The organism is Xanthomonas sp. NCPPB 3200, assembly GCF_056393585.1.
The window spans coordinates 656967-675413 of the sequence record NZ_CM150785.1 but is presented as its reverse complement, the minus strand read 5'-3'; the positions used below and the strand labels follow the sequence as shown (position 1 = coordinate 675413).

Here is an 18447-nt window from a genome sequence, read left to right as displayed (position 1 = left end):
ATGGCTTGTTGAAGCGCGCATCAAGAGTTGCAAAAAGCAATCGTGTTCAGTGTCACGCCAGCAACTACCAGTGGATCGTGAAGAGTGACTGGGCGCAACGCTTCCACGTCGAAGAAAGCAAAGTTATAACCGCCAGATTTGAGTGAACTTCTGTATCTGACACCATCGTATCCAATTCGCTTTATCAATTCACAGAGATACTGTGTGGCCAAGTAATCGAATGGAGCCTTATGAACAGGCGTCGGCCTCGTTAAGTCCTCACTGAGCATTGAAAGAAACGCCATCTCAGCCCTAACATTGCTCAGAGTCTCTATTCCAAGCCGAAATGGAGATATCTGAGAACGAGGATCGGACAAATCGACGAGCTTGAAATTTCGCGTAGCCTCAAACTGAGCAACGGAGACTACATCCGCAACTGTGGGTCGCACCTCAGCAAGCGCCGTGTCTCGATCGCTTGCTACGTAGAGATAGGACAACCCCGGAGGATTTGCTCGCCCTGCTTGAGCCACTCCGACTGGTGGCGCCATCAAATCAATCAAACTAAATGCTTCCTCGCCCCTCTGAACTCTTGCCCTAAAAAAATTCCTAGGCAGGTCATTTTGAGATATAACCAAAAGGCCAAGAAGTTCAGCAAGCTCCTTTTGGTTGGGCGCGGACTCCGGGAAGAATCTATTTTTATACTTCAGCTCATCCTTGAGTGCAATCCATCGATTCTGAGCAGTATCTGCAACCGATTGGATGGCAATGTATCTCGTTCCAACAGTCTCCGGAAGTAGTGCATCAAGAAGCGAGCGCTTGTCGGAAACCTTGGAAGAGAATATGTCCCAGTCTCGCTCGAGTAGCTCCAGGAGGTGCTCCCCATCTGCGGACTCCTGATATAGCGAGAGGAGGATGGAAAAATCACTACTCAGCTCTGAACACTCAACAAGAATTGCACGCTGTGTAGTGCATCTTTCGCAGTAACCCAGCTCTGTACTCTGCCTTGCAATTTTCTGGGAAATAGCCGAATCCTGGAAGCAAAGCATGCAGCACTTAGCCATGGACAACATCCATCATCAGCTCGATATGGTGTTGCATGCTGAGCTTCTTGACATAACCCAATCCAGGGTAGTGCCCCCGATCATGAAGGTCTAAGAACTCAAGAACCGCTTTAGTCTTCATGATTTTTGAATTGACTTTGCGAACTGCTTTTGCAAGCTTCCCCAACGCCTCACTGAATTTTCCGGCAGGATCCGCAGGCGTCAAATTTGAATCAGAAACAAAGTGGCGAATAAACATTGACGAGTCATTATCCTCATCCACAAAAGTCAGGTGAATTGCTACCGCATATGCAGGCCCACCTCCCTCCGAATACTCATCACCTACAGTGAGAAAGTCCCCGAACCCCTGCATCCCATCATCCTGGTAAGTTATATGGAGATCAGAAAAATGCTCAATGTTCGGATCTAGGTAATCCGAGTTCTTCTTTTTTCGAAATCCATCTCGAATCAGAATTCTATCCGCGCCTTTGAAATTCCTACGATAGAGAGGGCCGGAGTCCTTTGTATCAACGAACACGTTGGGGTCGAAGCTCGCCCCAGCCGCCTCCGCTCTCGCACGCATAATCGAAGCATCGGTCGAACGATCATGGAGCAAAGGTAGCTTAGCCGCTGATAGCTCTACTGATTGATCTTCGACCCCTTGAGCTCGGTAGATCCAAGACAGCCCTTCATAGCTACTAATAAGCGCCGAGATGCTACTCATAAAATCTTCCGGGAGGCCGCCCTTCAGCATTCCGCACCCGGGATTCGCAACAATGTACGCCCGCCCCCCCTTATCTTTCACTTCTGAGAGGCAACGGAGCATTGAGCCGGCATCATTCTTTACCGGTTCAATGACGGGGCAAAACCCTGCTCTGGCTAGAAGCTCCGCATTCTCTTTGACGCAGATTAGCTCGTACTGCTTACCTCGGAAATACGGGTGATAGCTCATTCTGAATTCCCCCTGTGACGTCCATTTCGAACAACCTAATTAACCTTGCGATCTGAGTGCGTGTCAAGTCTTGAGCCATCGCTGAGGCGGCGAGAGACACGGGCAGCCCGCTCACGAGGCTCCCCTTCTTGGCAGATCGCCGACGCAGTCGATTCGCCACGAACGAATTCAGCTCGATGAGCCCAACGCCCTGGGAAGCAGCGAGAGCCTCCTGGTATAGCCTTGTATTAGGTATACCCGCAGATGTTCGACCATACGCATCGATCAACTCGACTAACTCTCTACGCCGCAGGAGCGCGAGCATATCGGATCGTACGAGACAGGAATCGAACTTTTCCGGCGCGCGGATCGTATGCAATTGATACCTATCCGTAAGAACATAGATTCCAATTTCTCTTCCAGTTGACCTCTCAACTGCAGAAGCATAGCGATCGCTGGTGACAACAGACACCTCCCGGCAGGCATGCTGATAGGCACTTACCTGGGAGGGAAGTCGCGCCAATTCATCAAAATCAGTCTTTATTTCAAATGCATTTATACAGTCTTTCGCGAGAAGAACATCTAACTTTGCGCCGGCGATTCTGACCTCAAGAAACGCAGCTGTCGCAGCCAGTGAACTCCTACCTAGGACCAACTTCTGAATTATTGCGTTCTTGTAGAAGTATTCGACGCGTTGATTCTTGAAACAGTACTTGAACGCATGCTCATAGATGTTGGAAAGTGTCGCACCTTCATTCAAGTGCCCATTTGACTCCAAAGACCTAAGAACGGCCGAAAGCTCCATTGGTAGCCATCCATTGGCCAGCTCCTTAAGAACTCTGCTCGAGAAAATCCGGCGAACAAGCATTACGTCTGCACACGAAAAATCAATGCGACTACATGCTCGAGCCGGATTATTCATCTCCTCTTTTTGTTTCATCAGTACACCAAAAAGAAGAGGGGCCGAAGCCCCCCCCCCCTATTTCCATCAAACCCCAACAGGATTCGCCTTCTCAGGATCGATCTTGTACTGCTTGATCGCCCGGGCCACATCCTTGCCCGTCATCTTGCCATCCTTCGCCAGCGCGGCAATCGCCGCATGCGCAATGTAGTAACGGTCGACCTCGAAGAAGCGGCGCAGGTTGGCACGCGTATCCGAACGACCGAACCCATCCGTGCCGAGGACGGTGTAGGTCATCGGCACGAAGGCGCGGATCTGGTCGGCGAAGGCGCGCACGTAGTCGGTTGCAGCGATGGCCGGGCCCTGGCGGCCTTCCAGCAGCTGGGTGACGTAGGGCTTGCGCTGTTCGGCTTCCGGGTGCAGGCGGTTCCAGCGTTCCACGGCGTAGCCGTCGCGGCGCACTTCGTTGAGGCTGGGGCAGGACCAGATGTCGGCGGTGACGCCGAAGTCCTTGTCCAGCAGCTCGGCCGCGGCAATGGCCTCGCGCAGGATGGTGCCGCTGCCCAGCAGCTGCACGCGCAGCTCGCCCTTCTTGGGCTTGCCGGCGTCCTTGAGCAGGTACATGCCCTTGATGATGCCCTCGGCTGCGCCGTCCGGCATGCCGGGGTGGGCGTAGTTCTCGTTCATCAGGGTGATGTAGTAGTACTCGTCGATCTGGTCTTCCATCATCGCCTTCATGCCGTGCTGCATGATGACGGTGACTTCGAAGCCGAAGGTCGGGTCGTAGCTACGCACGTTCGGGATGGAGCCGGCGATGACCTGGCTGAAGCCGTCTTCGTGCTGCAGGCCTTCGCCGTTGAGCGTGGTGCGGCCGGCGGTACCGCCGAGCAGGAAGCCACGCGTGCGCATGTCCGCTGCCTGCCAAGCGATGTCGCCCACGCGCTGGAAGCCGAACATGGAGTAGTAGATGTAGAACGGCAGCATCGGCACGTCGGAGACCGAGTAGCTGGTGCCGGCGGCCATCCACGAGGCGATGGCGCCCGGCTCGCTGATGCCCTGCTGCAGCACCTGGCCGGTCTGGTCTTCGCGGTAGTACATCAGCTGATCGGCATCGACCGGCTTGTACTTCTGGCCGAACGGGGCATAGATGCCGATCTGGCGGAACATGCCTTCCATGCCGAAGGTGCGCGCCTCATCGGCCACGATCGGCACGATGCGCGGGCCCAGTTCCTTGTCGCGCAGGGCGATGTTGAGGCTCTGCACGAACGACATGGTGGTGGAATAGCTGCGCTCGCCGCTGTCCTTGAGCAGGCGCTCGAACTTGTCGAGCGTGGGCGCGACGAACGACTTGCTGGCCTTGGGACGGCGCGACGGCAGGAAGCCGCCCAGCACGTTGCGGCGCTCCTTGAGGTACTGCACTTCCGGGGAATCTTCGCCGGGGTGGTAGAACGGCACCTGGCCATCTTCCAGCTGGGCGTCGGTCACCGGAATGTTGAAGCGGTCGCGGAAGTGCTTGACCGCCGCGTCGTCCAGCTTCTTGGTCTGGTGGGTGGGGTTGAGCGCCTCACCGGCCGAGCCCATGCCGTAGCCCTTGACCGTCTTGGCCAGGATCACGGTGGGCATGCCCTTGGTGTTCACGGCCTGGTGGTAGGCGGCGTACACCTTGTGCGGGTCGTGGCCGCCACGGTTCAGGCGCCAGATGTCGTCGTCGGACAGGCCGGCGACCATGGCCGCGGTCTCCGGGTACTTGCCGAAGAAGTTGGCGCGCGTGTAGGCGCCGCCGAAGGCCTTGCAGTTCTGGTATTCGCCGTCGACGGTTTCCATCATCAGCTTGCGCAGCACACCGTCGGTGTCCTTGGCCAGCAGCGCGTCCCAGTAGCCGCCCCAGAGCAGCTTGATGACGTTCCAACCGCCGCCACGGAACACGCCTTCCAGCTCCTGGATGATCTTGCCGTTGCCGCGCACCGGGCCGTCCAGGCGCTGCAGGTTGCAGTTGACCACGAAGATCAGGTTGTCCAGGCCTTCGCGTCCGGCCAGCGCGATGGCGCCGAGGGTTTCCGGCTCGTCGCTCTCGCCGTCGCCGATGAAGCACCACACCTTGCGGTCGGACTTCTCGATCAGGCCGCGGTTTTCCAGGTAGCGCATGAACTGCGCCTGGTAGATGGCGGCCAGCGGGCCCAGGCCCATCGACACGGTGGGGGTCTGCCAGAACTCGGGCATCAGCCACGGGTGCGGGTAGGAGGAGATGCCCTGGCCGTCCACTTCCATGCGGAAGTTGTCCAGCTGGGCTTCGCTGATGCGGCCTTCCAGGAAGGCGCGGGCGTAGACGCCCGGGGCGCTATGGCCCTGGATGAACAGCAGATCGCCCGGGTGCTGGTCGCTGGGCGCGCGCCAGAAGTGGTTGAAACCCACGTCGTACAGCGTGGCGCTGGAGGCGAACGAGGCGATGTGGCCGCCCAGGTCGCCCGGCTTGCGGTTGGCCCGCACGACGGTGGCCATGGCGTTCCAGCGGATGATCGAGCGGATCTTCCACTCCAACGCGGAGTCGCCAGGGTTCTTGGCCTCGTTGGCCGGTGCGATGGTGTTGACGTACTCGGTGGTGGGCGAGAACGGCAGGTAAGCGCCGGCGCGGCGGGTCTGTTCGACCATGCCTTCCAGCAGCTGATGGGCGCGCTCCGGGCCTTCGACGTCGATGACGGCCTTGATCGATTCGAGCCACTCCTGCGTCTCAAGCGGGTTCGGATCGTTGTGCAGCACTTCGTTCAACCAGTTCATTAGCGCTCCCGGGGGGACACACCCCGCGGGTGTGTCGACATCGTGAATTCGTGAACCCCCAAGTGTACCGCACGCACCTGTTGCCATTCCTCGCTACGGGTGCGTATGGAATGGGACGGTGTCGTGCGTGGGTGGGGTAACGATGCCGGCTGGGACGACGATCCGGTGCAGCGGGCGCTGCCGGTATACGACCAAAGGATAAGGGCCGCCGGCCGGAAAGGACCGACACGCCTGCCCCGTAGGAGCGCACCCGGGCGCGACGGGCGTCACCGGCAAAGCCCGGTCGCGCCCGGGTGCGCTCCTACGCCTGGGGGGTGCGCCTGGCGCCCTGTAGGAGCGCACCTGGGCGCGAGGGGCGTTACCGGTGAAGCATCTCGCGCCCGGGTGCGCTCCTACGGTGGTTGGGGGGGGTCAGAACGCTTGTAGCGCTTCGGTCAGCTGGCCGTTGTTGTTGACCGCGCCCATGGTGTAGCCCTGCCAGCCGGGGTAGGCGTTGGGCTCCCAGTAGAAGATGCCGAGCACGCGCGATCCGATGGCGCTGCTGCGGCTGAGCAGGTTGGTGAGCATGGCGCGGGTGGTGGCGGCCTGCTGCCAGTCCATACCGACCTCGGCCACGATCACGTCGCTGCCGTAGCGGGAGATCATGTCGCGCATGTTGGTGTCCAGGCGGTTGTTGTAGTCCTGCCAGCTGCCGACCGGCGGGTAATGCGACATGCCGATGACGTCCCACTTGCCGCCGGCCGAGCGCAGGTTGTCGAAGAACCAGCGGAAGTTGGCGTTGTCGTAGCCGTTGGCCAGGTGCACGATGACCTTGGCGTTGGGGTACACCGCCTTGGTGGCGTTGTAGCCGCTGTTGATGAACTGGCCCAGCGTGGCGAAGTTGGGCGTCTTGCCCTCGTTCCACAGCATGCCGCTGTTGATCTCGTTGCCCACCTGCACCCAGCTGACGGTGATGCCGTTGTCCTTGAGGTATTTGAGGATGCCCTGGGTGTGGCTGTAGACATCGGTATTGAGCTGGGCGACGGAGTGGCCCGCCCAGGCGGCCGGCTTGGTCTGCTTGCCGGGGTCGGCCCAGCTGTCGCTGTAGTGGAAGTCGATCATGATGCGCATGCCCTGCGCGGCGGCGCGCTTGGCCTTGTCCAGGGTGTCGCGGCCATCGTTCCAGCCGCCGGACGGGTTGACCCACACGCGCAGGCGGATGGCGTTGCCGCCCACATCCTTGAACAGCTTGATGAAGTCGGTGGTGTTGCCGGAAGCATCGCGAAACACCTGCGGCGGGTTGGCCGCGGCCTGCTGGTTGAGCCAGCTGACATCGGCGCCCTTGGCGATGCCCTGCGCGCCGGCGCCGGCGCTGAGGCCACCCAGCAACAGCACCAGCAGCAAACGGTGGTACCCCTTGCGAAAAACGTGCATGAACCCTCTCCCTTGATCGATGGATGTCGCGCCACATGGCGCCCTGCCTGATCCCCCTGAACTCGCCGCGTGCCTGTGGTGATGCGGCGCTGCCCGCAGCGGCCAGACACGCCGCGAAACGGTGGCGATTGCAGCACGGCGGCGCAATGCGGTCGCGCTCGCTATAGCTGCTGCGTGGTTGCGGCATATCTCGCGGCGGCAAACACCTTGCGCCAGCGAACTGGCGATATTTTCGCCAGCGCATTGTTGTGCGGGTGCAACAGAAAACCGCCGCGATAGTGCGCAGCGAGTCTGCGATTGGACATCGGTCGCTGAGGTGACAGGCGTGGTCGACTGTCAGGGCAGCACAAGTAGACCTGGGCTCGATGCGATGCGGTGCGGCGACGTGCTATGGGCCTCCCGGCACCGGGGCGCGTTGCTGGAAGCGCACACCCTCGCCGTACGTACGCCGCTCACCGCTCACCGCGCGCAGCGGCCGTGCTGTGACTGCGGCTGCGTGACTGCGGCTGCGTGACTGCGGCTGCGGCTGCGGCTGCGGCTGCGGCTGCGGCTGTGACTGTGACTGTGGCTGTGACTGTGACTGTGGCTGTGACTGTGACTGTGGCTGTGGCTGTGGCTGTGGCTGTGGCTGTGGCTGACAGCTGATTCTGGAACGACCACCCTGGCTCGATCACCGTCACCGGCGCTACGCGGCAAGCTGCGATTCCAGCTCGACCGCAGCAGCCCGACGGGTGAAGACCGCCCGCCTTCCTACTGCCCTGCCCGCTCGGCGCACTCGACACGCTCGCGTCCATGGATGGGCAGCGACCGAAACGAAAAACGCCGGGCAAGCCGGCGTTTTTTCTGTGCACCATGCGATGGCGGCAGTTGGCGGATCGAAGCGTCGCCGCGTCAGGCCTGGCGCAGTCACCGCATCAAGCGCGACTCCCAGCGCGTAGCGAGCGGCCGTCAGATGGTGCGGCTGGCGCGCCCGGCACTGCAGTGAACCCTTGGTCCATGCCGATTCCGGGCAGCGACCGCGCCCACCTGACGGCTGCGCAGCCGTTTTGTCGGCTGCCCAACGCCACGCATGCATGAGCGCGCTCAGCCCAGCGCGCGTGCGCCCTGCTGTTGTTGCTGGGTCTGGGTTTGCTGCTGCTCCAGCGCCACCGCTTGGCGTGCGGCGTTGTCGGCCACGCGCTGGCTGCTCTGCTCCAGCGGGGTGTTCATCGCGGTCATGGTCTCCACGCTGACACGCAGCTGCGCGGGGTCGTCCACACGGCCCTGCACGGCGAAGGTGCGTGCGGCATCGGGGCTCATCATCACCGCGTCGATGCGCTGGCCGCCGGCGGCGTGCATTTCCGAGGCGAGCGAGCCGGACAACTGGGCGCTTTGCTGGTCGGGCGCGCGCCCTGCACGTGCGTCCTGCGCGTGCACGCCACGCTGCGCGTCCTGGAACAGGGCGTTGCCCACATGCCCCGGTTGGTCGATACGCAGCGAGGTGTGCTCGTTGCCGTGCTCGCGCGCGTCGCGCTTGGCAGGCTCGCCCGGAGCGAGCGGGCCGCGGATGGCGTCGATGGCGTCCTGGCCGAGGCCGCGCGCGCTGCGCGTCAGGATGGTGGTGCCGGTGCGCAGCCCGTCCACATCGTTGCGGTATTCGTCGATCATGCGCGCGTTCTTTTCGGCAAGCGGACGCGCGTTGGGGTCGGTGAGCGCCGAATGTTCGCCCAGGAAGTTGCCCAGCTTGTGCGCGCCCAGCGAACCGCCGGCCGCCACCAGCGGGTAGTCGGGAATCAGGAAATTGGCCTTGCTGTTGCTGTAACCGGCGCCGCTCAACGTGGCGATTTCATCCGGCTTGGCGTAGATGCGCACCTGCCCGAAATGCGGCGAGGCCGCGCTGACCGGGTCCGACGCCATCACGTGGTTGATCACGCTGTTGCCGCCTTCGGGAATGCGGTAACTCAGGCTGGCTGCACCGTAGGCGTTGAAGGTTTCGCCCTTGAGGTCGTAGTGGTGCGCGGAGACCTGCGCAAGCGCACCGCCCAGGGAGTGGCCGGTGACGGTGACTTCGGGTTGGTGCCCGGTTCGCTTGCCGACGTCCTTGGCAATGTCCATCGCGTTTTTGGTCAGCGCGAGCGCGTCGGCTGCCTGCGGATTGGTCCGCGAGGTGACCATGGTCGCATCGGTGAGAATGTCCTTGACCGCGCCCTCGGTGCCGCGATGGGCGACCACGATGTCGCCGCTGCCTTCACGCCGGTAGATGGTGCCTTGATAGCCGGTGGCCTTGTTGTTGACGTGGTCGAGAACCGCATAACGCTGCCCCTCGACCACGACGATTTCTTCCTGACCTGGCGCGCGCCGGCCGACGGCGCGATCCTTGTAGACATCTTCCGACAAGCCCGCATAGTGCGGCGATGGGATGCTCATGGCGCAACTTCCTTGGCAGCCAATGTGATGGTGAAGAGATTGTCGCGGATTTCCGGCTTGAACTTGTCCGGGCTCAGCTCACCGGTGTCCGGAAAGCTCTTGGACTCCGAGCGCGGATACCCTTCCTTCCAGTAGTACTTCGTCTGTGGCTGCTGCGCAGTCACCGTCTTGCCTTCGATAAACGACAGGAAGCGGGTCTCTTCCTCTGCACCGGTGGCCTTCAGCAGCACGCTGGCACCGCTGAATTCCCAGTGGCAGACGCCGCGACCGTAATAGTCCTCGTCCTGCATCAGGTCCAGATAGACGGTGCCGCGGTACTCGGTGTCGGAGATCTTCTTGAGTGCGAAGTCTTCCTGGCTGGTGATGCGCCCGGCGGTGCCGGTTTCGGGCTGGATCTTGCCGCATTCGGCTTCGTTGCTGACGTCGTACTGCGCCGCGCCCTGCACCAGGCCGAAGGCGCCGGGCGCCTTGTCCAGCGTCAGCGTGACCTCGTAGGCCTTGCGCGGGTTGGGATTCAACTTGGCAAGGCCGCGGCCACCGGCCTCGACGTCGGCTTCTGCGGCGGCCTCGGTTGCGGGGGATTGGGTCTGGGTCATGCTGGTCTCCGGGGCGTTACAGGCCGTAAGCAAAAGGGCCAGCAGGCTCGGGGTCAGAATCTGGCGCAAGGCCGGCCTCCATGGCGATAGGGGGAGTCAATCTAGTTTGCTTGACCCGCCGGGGTCAATTTACGGCAGCTGAGGATGAGGCGGCCGTGAGCCGGTTGCCGGCGGCCGCAAAACTGCCATGATCGGGGCCATCCGCCGCCACGGAAGCGCGCCATCGCCACGGGTCCCACATCGCCAGCCGACAGCGTGGCCGTCACCCCGCGGGTGCACTGGCGGCACAGCCTGCGCATGCGCGTGTTGCTGGCCGCCACCGCGGTGCTGGTGGTGTTGCTGGCGTTGCTGGGCACGGTGTTCTACCTGGGCGCACGCGCCGAGCTGGTGGAGGCGGCGCGCACCGAGGTGGATGGCCTGACCGAGCAGACCGCGCGCAGCCTGGCGGCGATGCTGGACTCGGTGCAGGTGAGCGGCCGCACGCTGGCGGCCAGCAGCAGCGCGGTGGGGCTGCAGCCATTCAATCTGCGCGCGCTGCTGCTGGCCACGCTCAGCGGCGATCCGGATATCGGTGCGGCGCGGTTGATCATCGAGCCGCGCACGCAGAAAGCGCGCGACACCGGGTTTGTCTGGTACGTGCATCGCGACGGCACGCGCGTGCTGGAGAAATCGGTGCAGGACCTGGGCTACGACTACCGCGCGATGCCGTGGTATCTGCGCACCCAGCGCGAAGGCCGCGCGTGGTGGTCAGAGCCGTATCTCAACGCCAATGGCGGCAACGCGCTGTACACCAGCTACAACCTGCCGTTGCGCCGGCCGGGCGATGCGGTGGATGCCGCGCCGGTGGGCATGGTCAGCGTGGACCTGCCGCTGCAGCACCTGCGCGAGATCATCGACCAGCTGCCGCGCGACATCGGCATCCAGCCGATGCTGCTGTCGCCCGAAGGCATGCTGGTGTTCAGCCCCGACCCGGCGCTCAACCTGCGTTACACCCTGGAGCGTTACGTGGCGCATTCGCGGCCCGACCTGCTGCCGTTGCAGCGCGCGGTGGCGGCGGGCCAGCCGATCTCGTTCGCGCACACCGCGCCCGATGGCGAGCGCTTTTTGACCCATAGCGCGGCGGTGGGGCGCAGCGGCTGGACCTTCGTGCTGTCCGCCTCGGAGGGCTATGTGCTGGCGGGCCTGAACTGGCTGGCCGCGTGGGTGGCGCTGGCGGCGTTGCTGGGCGCGGTGGTGTGGTGGTGGCTGATGGGGCGGATCACGCGCAAGCTGACGCGCCCGATCGAGGAATTGACCGATACTGCCGAGCACTTTCGCCGTGGCGAATTCGCATACCCGCTGCAGCACATCGAACGCCGCGACGAGGTGGGCGTGATGGCGCGTGCGTTCGACAGCGCGCGCGATGCGATCCGCGACCACATCGCGCAGATCGGCGAGATGACCGCCGCGCGCGAGCGCATGCACAGCGAGCTGCAGATTGCGCGCGAGATCCAGCAGGCGATGCTGCCCTCCGGGCGCACCTTCGACCGCGCCAGTTCGCATCTGGAAACCTGCGCCTGGCTGGAGCCGGCCAAGGCGGTGGGCGGCGACTTCTACCACTTCGTCGAGACCGAGCCGGGGCTGCTGTGGTTTGTGGTGGGCGATGTGTCCGACAAGGGCGTGCCGGCCGCCTTGTTCATGGCGCGCGCGGTGAGCGTGCTGGAAATCGCCGCGCGCCGGCATACGCGCCCGGACAGCATCCTGATCGCCGCCTCCACGCGGCTGGCCGAAAACAACGACACCTGCATGTTCGCCACGGTGCTGTGCGGGGTGATCAACGTGGTGAGCGGCGACTACTGGCTGGCCAGTGCCGGCCACGAGCCGCCGGTGCTGATCGACATCGACGGCAGCGCGCGGCCGTTGCCGCTGGACACCGGCGCGCCGCTGGGGATCGAGCCGCAGGTGGCCTACCCGGTGCTGCAGGGCCGCATGAGCGCCGGGCAGACGCTGCTGGGCTATACCGACGGGGTGACCGAGGCGATGGACGAGCAAGGGGCCAGCTATGGGCTGGAGCGCCTGCTCGGCGCCTTGCGGCCACGCCGCAGCGCGGCGGCGCAGTGCAAGGCGGTGATCGCCAACATCGCCCACTTCACCGGCCAGGCCGACCCGTACGACGACATCACCCTGCTGGCGATCCGGCTGCGCCAGGAGCATGCTGGGCGGGTCGCAGACGCTGGCCGGGACGCACCCGGAAAGGCAACGACCTGATGAAGCTCGACCTGGCCATCGCGCCCTCACTGGCCCAGCTGGCCGGCGCCAACGACGCGCTGGAACACTCGCTCACGCTGGAAGGCCTGCACGCCGAGCGCATCGGCCAGGTGCGGCTGATCGTGGAAGAGCTCGGCTGCAATGCGCTCACCCACGGCCAGTGCGCCGAGCAGCCGCTGCGCCTGCAACTGCAGCTGGACCCGCAGGCGCTGGTGCTGGAGATGCACGACCCCGGCAGTGCCTTCGACCCCAGCACCGCCGCGATGCCGGACCTGAGTGCCGAGCTCGACGAGCGCGCGATCGGCGGGCTGGGGCTGTTCCTGGTGCATCAGTTCGCCGATCACATCGACTACCGCCGCGATGGTGCATACAACGTGGTGCGCGTCACCCTGCTCCACCCGTACGCCCCCGTCCCCGAGGCACTGTCATGACCACGCTCGCCATTCAGATCGACCCGCCGCAGGACACCCGTCAACGCGTCATCCTGACCGGGCGCCTGGACACCCACACCTACCAGGATCTGGACGCGGCGCTGTCGCCGCTGCTGGGCACCCTGATCACCACGCTGGTGCTGGACCTGACCGCGCTGGAATACATCTCCAGCGCCGGCATCCGCTGCATCTTCAAGGCGCGCAAGGCACTGGCCACGCGCCAGGGCAAGGTGCTGGTGACCAACCCGCAGCCGCAGATCCGCAAGGTCTTCGACATGGTCAAGGCAGTGCCGCTGAGCGATGTCTTCGCCTCCACCGAAGAGCTGGATGCCTACCTGGCGGCGATGCAGCGCAAGGTCATCGAACAGCATGCGCAAGGCGATACGCCGATCGTGCCGCATTTCGCCGAGGCCTGAGTGCGGCCAGCGCCGCACCGCTAACCAACACCGGCTGGATGTAAGCAGCGCGCTCGGTAGAAGGATACGCGTGGTACATGCCGATCCCCGGCATCGGACGCCCGCCTGCCTGGCGATGCGTGCAGCGGTTGTGCCGATCGCGTTGCGGTATCGCCTCGCCTGCACGCACATGGGTGGCGTGTCTGCGTACGGCGTGTGCGCAGCAGTGGTTAGGCTATGACGCCCTGATCCCTGCGTTGCGATGCCCAAGCTGATCATCTTCGATTTCGACGGCACCCTGGCCGACTCGTTCGGTTTCTTTCTGAGCACGCAGCGCGTACTGGCCGAGCGGCACGGCTTCCGCGCCGCGCAAGCGCATGAAGTGGACGCCGCACGCCGCTTGAGCACCCGCCAACTGCTCAAGCAATCGGGCCTGAGCAGCTGGCGTATCCCGCTGGTGGCCGCCGACTTCATCCGCCTGATGCGTGCCGCCCCGCCGATGGCCTTGTTCGACGGCATTGCCGGGGTGCTGCAGGCCCTGCACGCCCGCGGCATCTGCCTGGCCCTGGTGTCGTCCAACTCGGTGGAAAATGTGCAGCGCGCGCTGGGCGAGGAGCTGAGCGCGAAGTTCGCAGTGATCGACGGCGGTGCGCATCTGCTGGGCAAACAGCGCGCCTTGCGTCGCGTGTTGCGCAGCACCGGGCACACCGCAGCGCAGGCGGTGTACGTGGGCGACCAGGTCGCCGACTGGGAGGCGGCGCAAGCGGTGGGCTTATCGTTTGCTGCAGTTGCGTGGGGCTATGCGCATCCGGACGTGTTTGTCGGCTTGGCTGAGACGCGGGTGATCGAACGCGTGGATGACTTGCTTGCGTTGGGCGGGGAGTAGGCGGCGGGGATTGGGATTGGAGGATTCGCAGGAGCGAGAAGCTTTCCGGTGCTGCGTGCGTACCCTCATCCGCCCTTCGGGCACCTTCTCCCGGTGGGAGAAGGAAGGTGCGATCTCGGCGCGCGGGGGGATACGCCCGGACAGCGCCGACTGCTAGACCCCACCCATCCTCGGTAATGGCGCCGGCACGTTCAACATGCCGCCCGCTGCCACGTACGCCGCCAGGGCCTGGCCCTGGCTCAACAGATGCCCGTGCATCGTGCGCTCTGCGCCTTCGGCGTCGCCGCGGCGTACGCACGCCATCAGCTCGCGGTGCTCGGCCAGCGACTGCGCCATGCGCCCGGGCGTCAACAGCTGCCGGCCGCGGTGCATCTTGAGGATGCGGTGCAGATCGTGGGTGACGCGGATCAACCACGGATTGCCGGCGTACTGCTGCACGGTCTCGTGGATCAGGTAATTGTTGCGGTAGTACTCGGCCAGGTCGCCAGCGGTGGCGGCAACTTCCATTGCCGCGTGCAGCTCTTCCAGGCGTTGCACGCCGGCTGCGTCGATGCGCTTGACCGCATCGTGGGCGCAGCGGCCTTCCAGCATCGCCATCACCGGGAACAACTGGTTGAGGTCTTCCAGGGTCAGCCGCGTGACCCGGCTGCCGCGGCCGGCGTCCAGCTGCACCAGGCCTTCGGCGGCGAGCAGCTTGAGGCTCTCGCGCAGCGGGGTGCGGCTGATGCCGAGTTCCTCGGCCAGCGCCGGTTCGTCGATCCATTCGCCCGGCGGCAGCGCGTAGTCGTAGATCTTCTGGCGCAGACGCTCGGCCACTTCCTCGTACAGCGGTACGCGCTTCTTGGCGTTGCGCGAATCAGGGGCGAGGGTCATGGCAGGCGGGTCGTCGATGCTGGCGTGGGGGCGCCCATTCTACCGGGGCGCCCCAATGCCCTGCCGGACACGGGCCGGATCACAGCCAGCCCGGCACCACGAACAGCAGCCAGGCCACCAGCGGCCCCAGCAACACCACCAGCCCGCTGTAGACCAGGAAGCGGCGGAACAGCGCGTCGCGCTCTTCCTTGGCGGCCGAGGCCACCACCAACGCACCGTTGGTGGAGAACGGGCTGACATCGACGATGGTGGACGACACCGCCAGCGCGCAGATCACCCCGGCCGCACCGAGCTGGCCCTGCATCAGGAACGGCACCGCCAGCGGGATGGTGGCGCCCAGCACCGCCGCCGACGAGGCGAATGCGGAAACGATGCCGCCGACGTAGCAGACCAGCAGCGCCCCCAGCAGCGGCATGCCGATATGCGACACGCCAGTGCCGATGTAGTCCACCGCGCCGGCCTTTTCAAGCACCGCCACATAGGTGACCACGCCGCTGATCAACAGCACCGTGGACCAGCTGATGCCGTCCACCGCGCCCTTCTGCGCGCTGGGCGAGATCAACGCCAGCGCCACCGCCACGGTGATCGAGACCAAGCCGACGTTGAGGTTGTAGACCAGCGCGGCGATGCCCAGACCGAGCAGGCCGACCAGCGTGATCACCCGATCGCGCGTGATGGCGACCGCTTCCAGCGCCAGCGGATTGGTCGACAAGGTGCCGCCACCGGCAGCCACCAGCGAACCATGCCCTTCGATCGCGAACGGGCGCTTGGAGGCCTGGTCGTCGGCCACCGCCACATACTGCGCATCGGCCAGCGACACCTCCTGCCGACGCATCAGCTTGAGCCCACCAAAGGCGCAGAAGCAGATGATCGCCATCATCAGGTTGAAGCCCAGGCTGGTGAGGAACACCGCCATCTCGGTGACGTCCAGCCCGGCCTTTTCCACCACCTTGTTGGTGATGCCGCCATACACGCTGATCGGCGAAAAGCCGCCGCCCTGCGCACCATGGATCACCAGCAGGCCCATCATCAAGGGATTGATGCGGTACTGCTTGGCAAAGCGCAGCGCCACCGGGCCGATGATGGCTACCGCCGCCGGCCCGAGCGCACCGAAGGCGGTGAGCAGGCCGGTGATGACGAACATCACCCAGGGAATGGCGACGATGCGCCCGCGCACCGCACGCACCGCCCAGTGCACCAGCAGATCGATGGTGCCGTTCTTCTGCGCGATGGCGAACAGATAGGTGATGCCGACCAGGGTCAGGAACAGGTCGCCCGGAAAGCCGGCCAGCACCTCCTTGCCGTCCAGCCCCACCCACACGCCACCGATGATGAAGGCCAGCGCGAAGGCCACCGCGCCCATGTTGATGGGCAATGCGGTGGCGACGATGAACATGATCACCAAGCCAAGAATCGTTGCAATTTGCGGGGTCATGCGCCCTCCCAGACACCTGATACGCGTACAGCACGGATGGCCACCCGCCACCCAAGGGTTACGCCGTGTGCACCACCTCGACCGTCATGCCGCGCGCTCGCATGCGGCATTGACCCACTCGACCACCCCGTGGGCACTCTGGAATTCGTCGACCGATCGCGCTTCGCAGCCCGGCACGCGCTCGCGCGCCATGCGCGCCAGTGCGCTACCGGGCCCCAGTTCGAGAAACACCCGCGCGCCGCGTTCGGCAGCCTGCACCAGCACCTCGGACCAGCGCACGGTCTGCGCGATCTGTGCGGCCAGCGTGTCCACCACCAGGGCCTGCGTGGTGACGGCACGCGCATCGATGCCGGCCAGCACACGCAGCCTGGGCGCCTGCACGGCCGCATTGTTCAATTCGACGGCGAAGGCGTCGGCAGCCGCCCGCAACCACGGCGTATGCGCCGGCACGCTCACCGGCAACGGCGTGACACGTGCGCCCTGCGCCTGCGCTGCATCGCCCAGTGCCTGCAGCGCCGCCTGCGGCCCACCGAGCACGGCGTGGTCGTCGCCATTGACGATGGCGATGGCCGCGCCATGCGTCCGGCACAGCACCTCCAGCGTACGCAGCGGCAGGCCGAGTACCGCCATCAAGCCGGCATGTTGCGGGCTGGCCGCATCCATCAGGCGCGCGCGGGTGGCAGCCAGCTGCAAGCAGGTGGCGATCTCCATGCTGCCGGCAACCGCATGCGCGGCCAGCTCGCCGACGCTGTAGCCCAGCACCAACACCGGCGTGGGCAGCTGCGCACGCAGCACCTGCCAGTGCGCCAGCGTGCCGGCGCAGACCAGCGGCTGTGCAATGGCATTGGTGTAGCGGGAGTTGTCTGCGGCCAGCGTTTGCGCCGAGGCGCCAAGCAGCTCGCTCGCGGCAGCGATTACCTCGGCCGCGGCAGGCGCATCGGCAACCCGCGCGAACATCGCGGCGTGTTGCCCACCCTGGCCGGGACAGAGCACGGCCAGGCTCATGCGGTGGCCTGCTTGCAGAAAATGCTGTGCCTTGTGCGAGCGTCGCCTTCATTCGCACTGTGGGCGTTTTGTTCCGTGACCAGGACAAGCACGCCGTTCACTGAGGCAGTGCGAAGGGCAGCGCCGCCACACGCCTGCATGGACGTCGCCTTGGCAGCTGCCAGTGGTCGACACAGGCTCATGCCGTCTCCTGACAGTGCAGGAACCAGGCGCAGGCCAGCAGATCGGCGCTGCCGCCTGGGCTCAGGCGACGCGCGACGAATTGCCTGCCGATGGTGTGCAAGCATGCGCGCCACTGCGGATGCGCGATGCCGCCATCGGCCAGAAACGCATGCGCCTGCGCCTTTGCGTAAGCCAGCCCGTCTTGCCCGCCGCGATGCAGCAGGTTGAGATCGTCGACCTCGGCAACCAGGCGCATCAAGGTCTGCGCCAGTACGGCCTCGCGCGTGGCGCCGCTGCGCAATGCACTGCGTAGTGACGGCAATGCGATCTCGCGCAGCAATGGATACCCGGCTGCGGCCTGTTCGCGCACGCCACTGATCCGGAACGCCGCGCGTACGCGCTGGCCATTGCTGTGTGGATCCAGCGGCGCGGCCCGCAATGCATCGCGCCAGACCTGCACCGCGCTGCAGACTGCTTCGCCGGTAGGGACATGCCCATGCACGGCACGCAAGCGCGCCGCCTGCGCAGTGAGCAGGCCCAGGCTGAAGATCGCACCGCGGTGGGTATTGATGCCGCCGGTGGCGCGCAGCATCGCCGCTTCGGCCGCGATGCCGAGCTGGCGCAATTGCTCGAACGGCGCGTTGTCGATACCGGCCTGTGCAATCGCGACGAAGTAGCCGCGCAGGGCGAACAGGCTGCGCAGGAATGTCGACGCGTCCATATCGGCATGGCTGCCGCTGTCGAACGGCGTGACCAGGCCGGGTTTGGGCGCGCAGCCGAGTTCTGCATGCAGGGCGGCGACCGCCAGCCGCCCCAGCCGGTGCGCTAGCGCGCTGGCGGTGCCGGCTTCAGGATGCGATGCGTGTTGCCGGGCTGCACTGTCTTGCAGCTCGCCATGCGTGCATGCAACGCGCGATGGCGCATGCACGCGGTTCGAACCAGCGCCTGCGGGGGCAAGGTGCAGTCGCGGCT

General features: G+C 64.6%; 15 protein-coding genes and 1 other RNA gene. 4 read left to right on the top strand and 12 right to left on the bottom strand.

Features of this window, described 5'->3' with window-relative positions:
- Positions 1-20 precede the first annotated feature (20 nt).
- The 8 genes from AC06DU_RS02880 to AC06DU_RS02845 all read right to left on the bottom strand — a co-directional run bounded on the left by AC06DU_RS02880 (position 21) and on the right by AC06DU_RS02845 (position 10041).
- Positions 21-1040 (bottom strand): RES family NAD+ phosphorylase, encoded by a 1020-nt coding sequence (locus AC06DU_RS02880; protein ID WP_478203498.1) that lies wholly within the window; start codon positions 1038-1040, stop codon positions 21-23.
- Entirely contained in the window at positions 1033-1971 is a 939-nt protein-coding gene (locus AC06DU_RS02875; protein ID WP_478203496.1) for a sce7725 family protein, read from the bottom strand. Before AC06DU_RS02875 ends, AC06DU_RS02880 begins: the two co-directional genes overlap by 8 nt.
- A complete protein-coding gene (locus AC06DU_RS02870) occupies positions 1943-2890 on the bottom strand; it encodes a sce7726 family protein (RefSeq protein WP_478203495.1) in 948 nt (315 codons plus the stop codon). The genes AC06DU_RS02875 and AC06DU_RS02870 overlap by 29 nt, the downstream gene beginning before the upstream one ends.
- A gap of 48 nt (positions 2891-2938) precedes the next feature.
- Complete coding sequence (gene aceE / locus AC06DU_RS02865; protein WP_024937855.1) at positions 2939-5626, bottom strand: pyruvate dehydrogenase (acetyl-transferring), homodimeric type; 2688 nt, start codon at positions 5624-5626, stop codon at positions 2939-2941.
- Between the two features lie 411 nt (positions 5627-6037).
- Entirely contained in the window at positions 6038-7039 is a 1002-nt protein-coding gene (locus tag AC06DU_RS02860; RefSeq protein ID WP_024937856.1) for an arabinogalactan endo-1,4-beta-galactosidase, read from the bottom strand.
- Positions 7040-7961: 922 nt separating this feature from the next.
- Positions 7962-8037: non-coding RNA, sX9 sRNA (locus AC06DU_RS02855), on the bottom strand.
- Positions 8038-8122: 85 nt separating this feature from the next.
- The gene (locus AC06DU_RS02850) at positions 8123-9445 is read right to left on the bottom strand and encodes an XVIPCD domain-containing protein (protein ID WP_226426903.1); all 1323 of its coding nucleotides are present in this window, start codon (positions 9443-9445) and stop codon (positions 8123-8125) included.
- A complete protein-coding gene (locus AC06DU_RS02845) occupies positions 9442-10041 on the bottom strand; it encodes a hypothetical protein (protein ID WP_047126145.1) in 600 nt (199 codons plus the stop codon). Before AC06DU_RS02845 ends, AC06DU_RS02850 begins: the two co-directional genes overlap by 4 nt.
- Before the next feature lie 297 nt (positions 10042-10338).
- On the opposite strand from AC06DU_RS02845, the gene AC06DU_RS02840 reads away from it, so the two are divergent.
- The 4 genes from AC06DU_RS02840 (at position 10339) to AC06DU_RS02825 (ending at position 14000) form a co-directional block, all read left to right on the top strand.
- Positions 10339-12288 carry a SpoIIE family protein phosphatase gene (locus tag AC06DU_RS02840; protein WP_202397483.1) on the top strand — a complete coding sequence of 650 codons (1950 nt, stop codon included), beginning with the start codon at positions 10339-10341 and terminating at the stop codon, positions 12286-12288.
- Entirely contained in the window at positions 12288-12719 is a 432-nt protein-coding gene (locus AC06DU_RS02835) for an ATP-binding protein (protein ID WP_039523217.1), read from the top strand. The genes AC06DU_RS02840 and AC06DU_RS02835 overlap by 1 nt, the downstream gene beginning before the upstream one ends.
- Positions 12716-13135 carry an STAS domain-containing protein gene (locus AC06DU_RS02830; protein ID WP_005923815.1) on the top strand — a complete coding sequence of 140 codons (420 nt, stop codon included), beginning with the start codon at positions 12716-12718 and terminating at the stop codon, positions 13133-13135. The genes AC06DU_RS02835 and AC06DU_RS02830 overlap by 4 nt, the downstream gene beginning before the upstream one ends.
- 241 nt (positions 13136-13376) lie before the next feature.
- Positions 13377-14000 carry an HAD hydrolase-like protein gene (locus tag AC06DU_RS02825; RefSeq protein ID WP_478203493.1) on the top strand — a complete coding sequence of 208 codons (624 nt, stop codon included), beginning with the start codon at positions 13377-13379 and terminating at the stop codon, positions 13998-14000.
- A gap of 153 nt (positions 14001-14153) precedes the next feature.
- On the opposite strand, the gene AC06DU_RS02820 is transcribed toward AC06DU_RS02825, so the two are convergent.
- The 4 genes from AC06DU_RS02820 to mdcB form a co-directional block, all read right to left on the bottom strand.
- Positions 14154-14873: a GntR family transcriptional regulator gene (locus AC06DU_RS02820; RefSeq protein WP_478203491.1), complete on the bottom strand. Its 720-nt coding sequence runs from the start codon at positions 14871-14873 to the stop codon at positions 14154-14156.
- Positions 14874-14952: 79 nt separating this feature from the next.
- On the bottom strand, positions 14953-16308 hold the full coding sequence (locus AC06DU_RS02815) for an SLC13 family permease (protein WP_024937865.1): 1356 nt from the start codon (positions 16306-16308) through the stop codon (positions 14953-14955).
- An 84-nt stretch (positions 16309-16392) separates the two neighbouring features.
- Entirely contained in the window at positions 16393-17313 is a 921-nt protein-coding gene (gene mdcH, locus AC06DU_RS02810) for a malonate decarboxylase subunit epsilon (RefSeq protein ID WP_478203489.1), read from the bottom strand.
- A gap of 178 nt (positions 17314-17491) precedes the next feature.
- Complete coding sequence (gene mdcB, locus AC06DU_RS02805) at positions 17492-18292, bottom strand: triphosphoribosyl-dephospho-CoA synthase MdcB (RefSeq protein ID WP_478204354.1); 801 nt, start codon at positions 18290-18292, stop codon at positions 17492-17494.
- Positions 18293-18447: the final 155 nt, after the last annotated feature.

Excerpts from the sequence above, each read along its gene's own strand:
- AC06DU_RS02815 (WP_024937865.1), bottom strand. The coding sequence starts at position 16,308 with ATGACCCCGCAAATTGCAACGATTCTTGGCTTGGTGATCATGTTCATC.
- AC06DU_RS02830 (WP_005923815.1), top strand. The coding sequence starts at position 12,716 with ATGACCACGCTCGCCATTCAGATCGACCCGCCGCAGGACACCCGTCAA.
- mdcH (WP_478203489.1), bottom strand. The coding sequence starts at position 17,313 with ATGAGCCTGGCCGTGCTCTGTCCCGGCCAGGGTGGGCAACACGCCGCG.
- AC06DU_RS02860 (WP_024937856.1), bottom strand. The coding sequence starts at position 7,039 with ATGCACGTTTTTCGCAAGGGGTACCACCGTTTGCTGCTGGTGCTGTTG.
- AC06DU_RS02870 (WP_478203495.1), bottom strand. The coding sequence starts at position 2,890 with ATGAAACAAAAAGAGGAGATGAATAATCCGGCTCGAGCATGTAGTCGC.
- AC06DU_RS02835 (WP_039523217.1), top strand. The coding sequence starts at position 12,288 with ATGAAGCTCGACCTGGCCATCGCGCCCTCACTGGCCCAGCTGGCCGGC.
- AC06DU_RS02875 (WP_478203496.1), bottom strand. The coding sequence starts at position 1,971 with ATGAGCTATCACCCGTATTTCCGAGGTAAGCAGTACGAGCTAATCTGC.
- aceE (WP_024937855.1), bottom strand. The coding sequence starts at position 5,626 with ATGAACTGGTTGAACGAAGTGCTGCACAACGATCCGAACCCGCTTGAG.
- AC06DU_RS02820 (WP_478203491.1), bottom strand. The coding sequence starts at position 14,873 with ATGACCCTCGCCCCTGATTCGCGCAACGCCAAGAAGCGCGTACCGCTG.
- AC06DU_RS02840 (WP_202397483.1), top strand. The coding sequence starts at position 10,339 with ATGCGCGTGTTGCTGGCCGCCACCGCGGTGCTGGTGGTGTTGCTGGCG.
- AC06DU_RS02825 (WP_478203493.1), top strand. The coding sequence starts at position 13,377 with ATGCCCAAGCTGATCATCTTCGATTTCGACGGCACCCTGGCCGACTCG.
- AC06DU_RS02845 (WP_047126145.1), bottom strand. The coding sequence starts at position 10,041 with ATGACCCAGACCCAATCCCCCGCAACCGAGGCCGCCGCAGAAGCCGAC.
- AC06DU_RS02850 (WP_226426903.1), bottom strand. The coding sequence starts at position 9,445 with ATGAGCATCCCATCGCCGCACTATGCGGGCTTGTCGGAAGATGTCTAC.
- AC06DU_RS02880 (WP_478203498.1), bottom strand. The coding sequence starts at position 1,040 with ATGGCTAAGTGCTGCATGCTTTGCTTCCAGGATTCGGCTATTTCCCAG.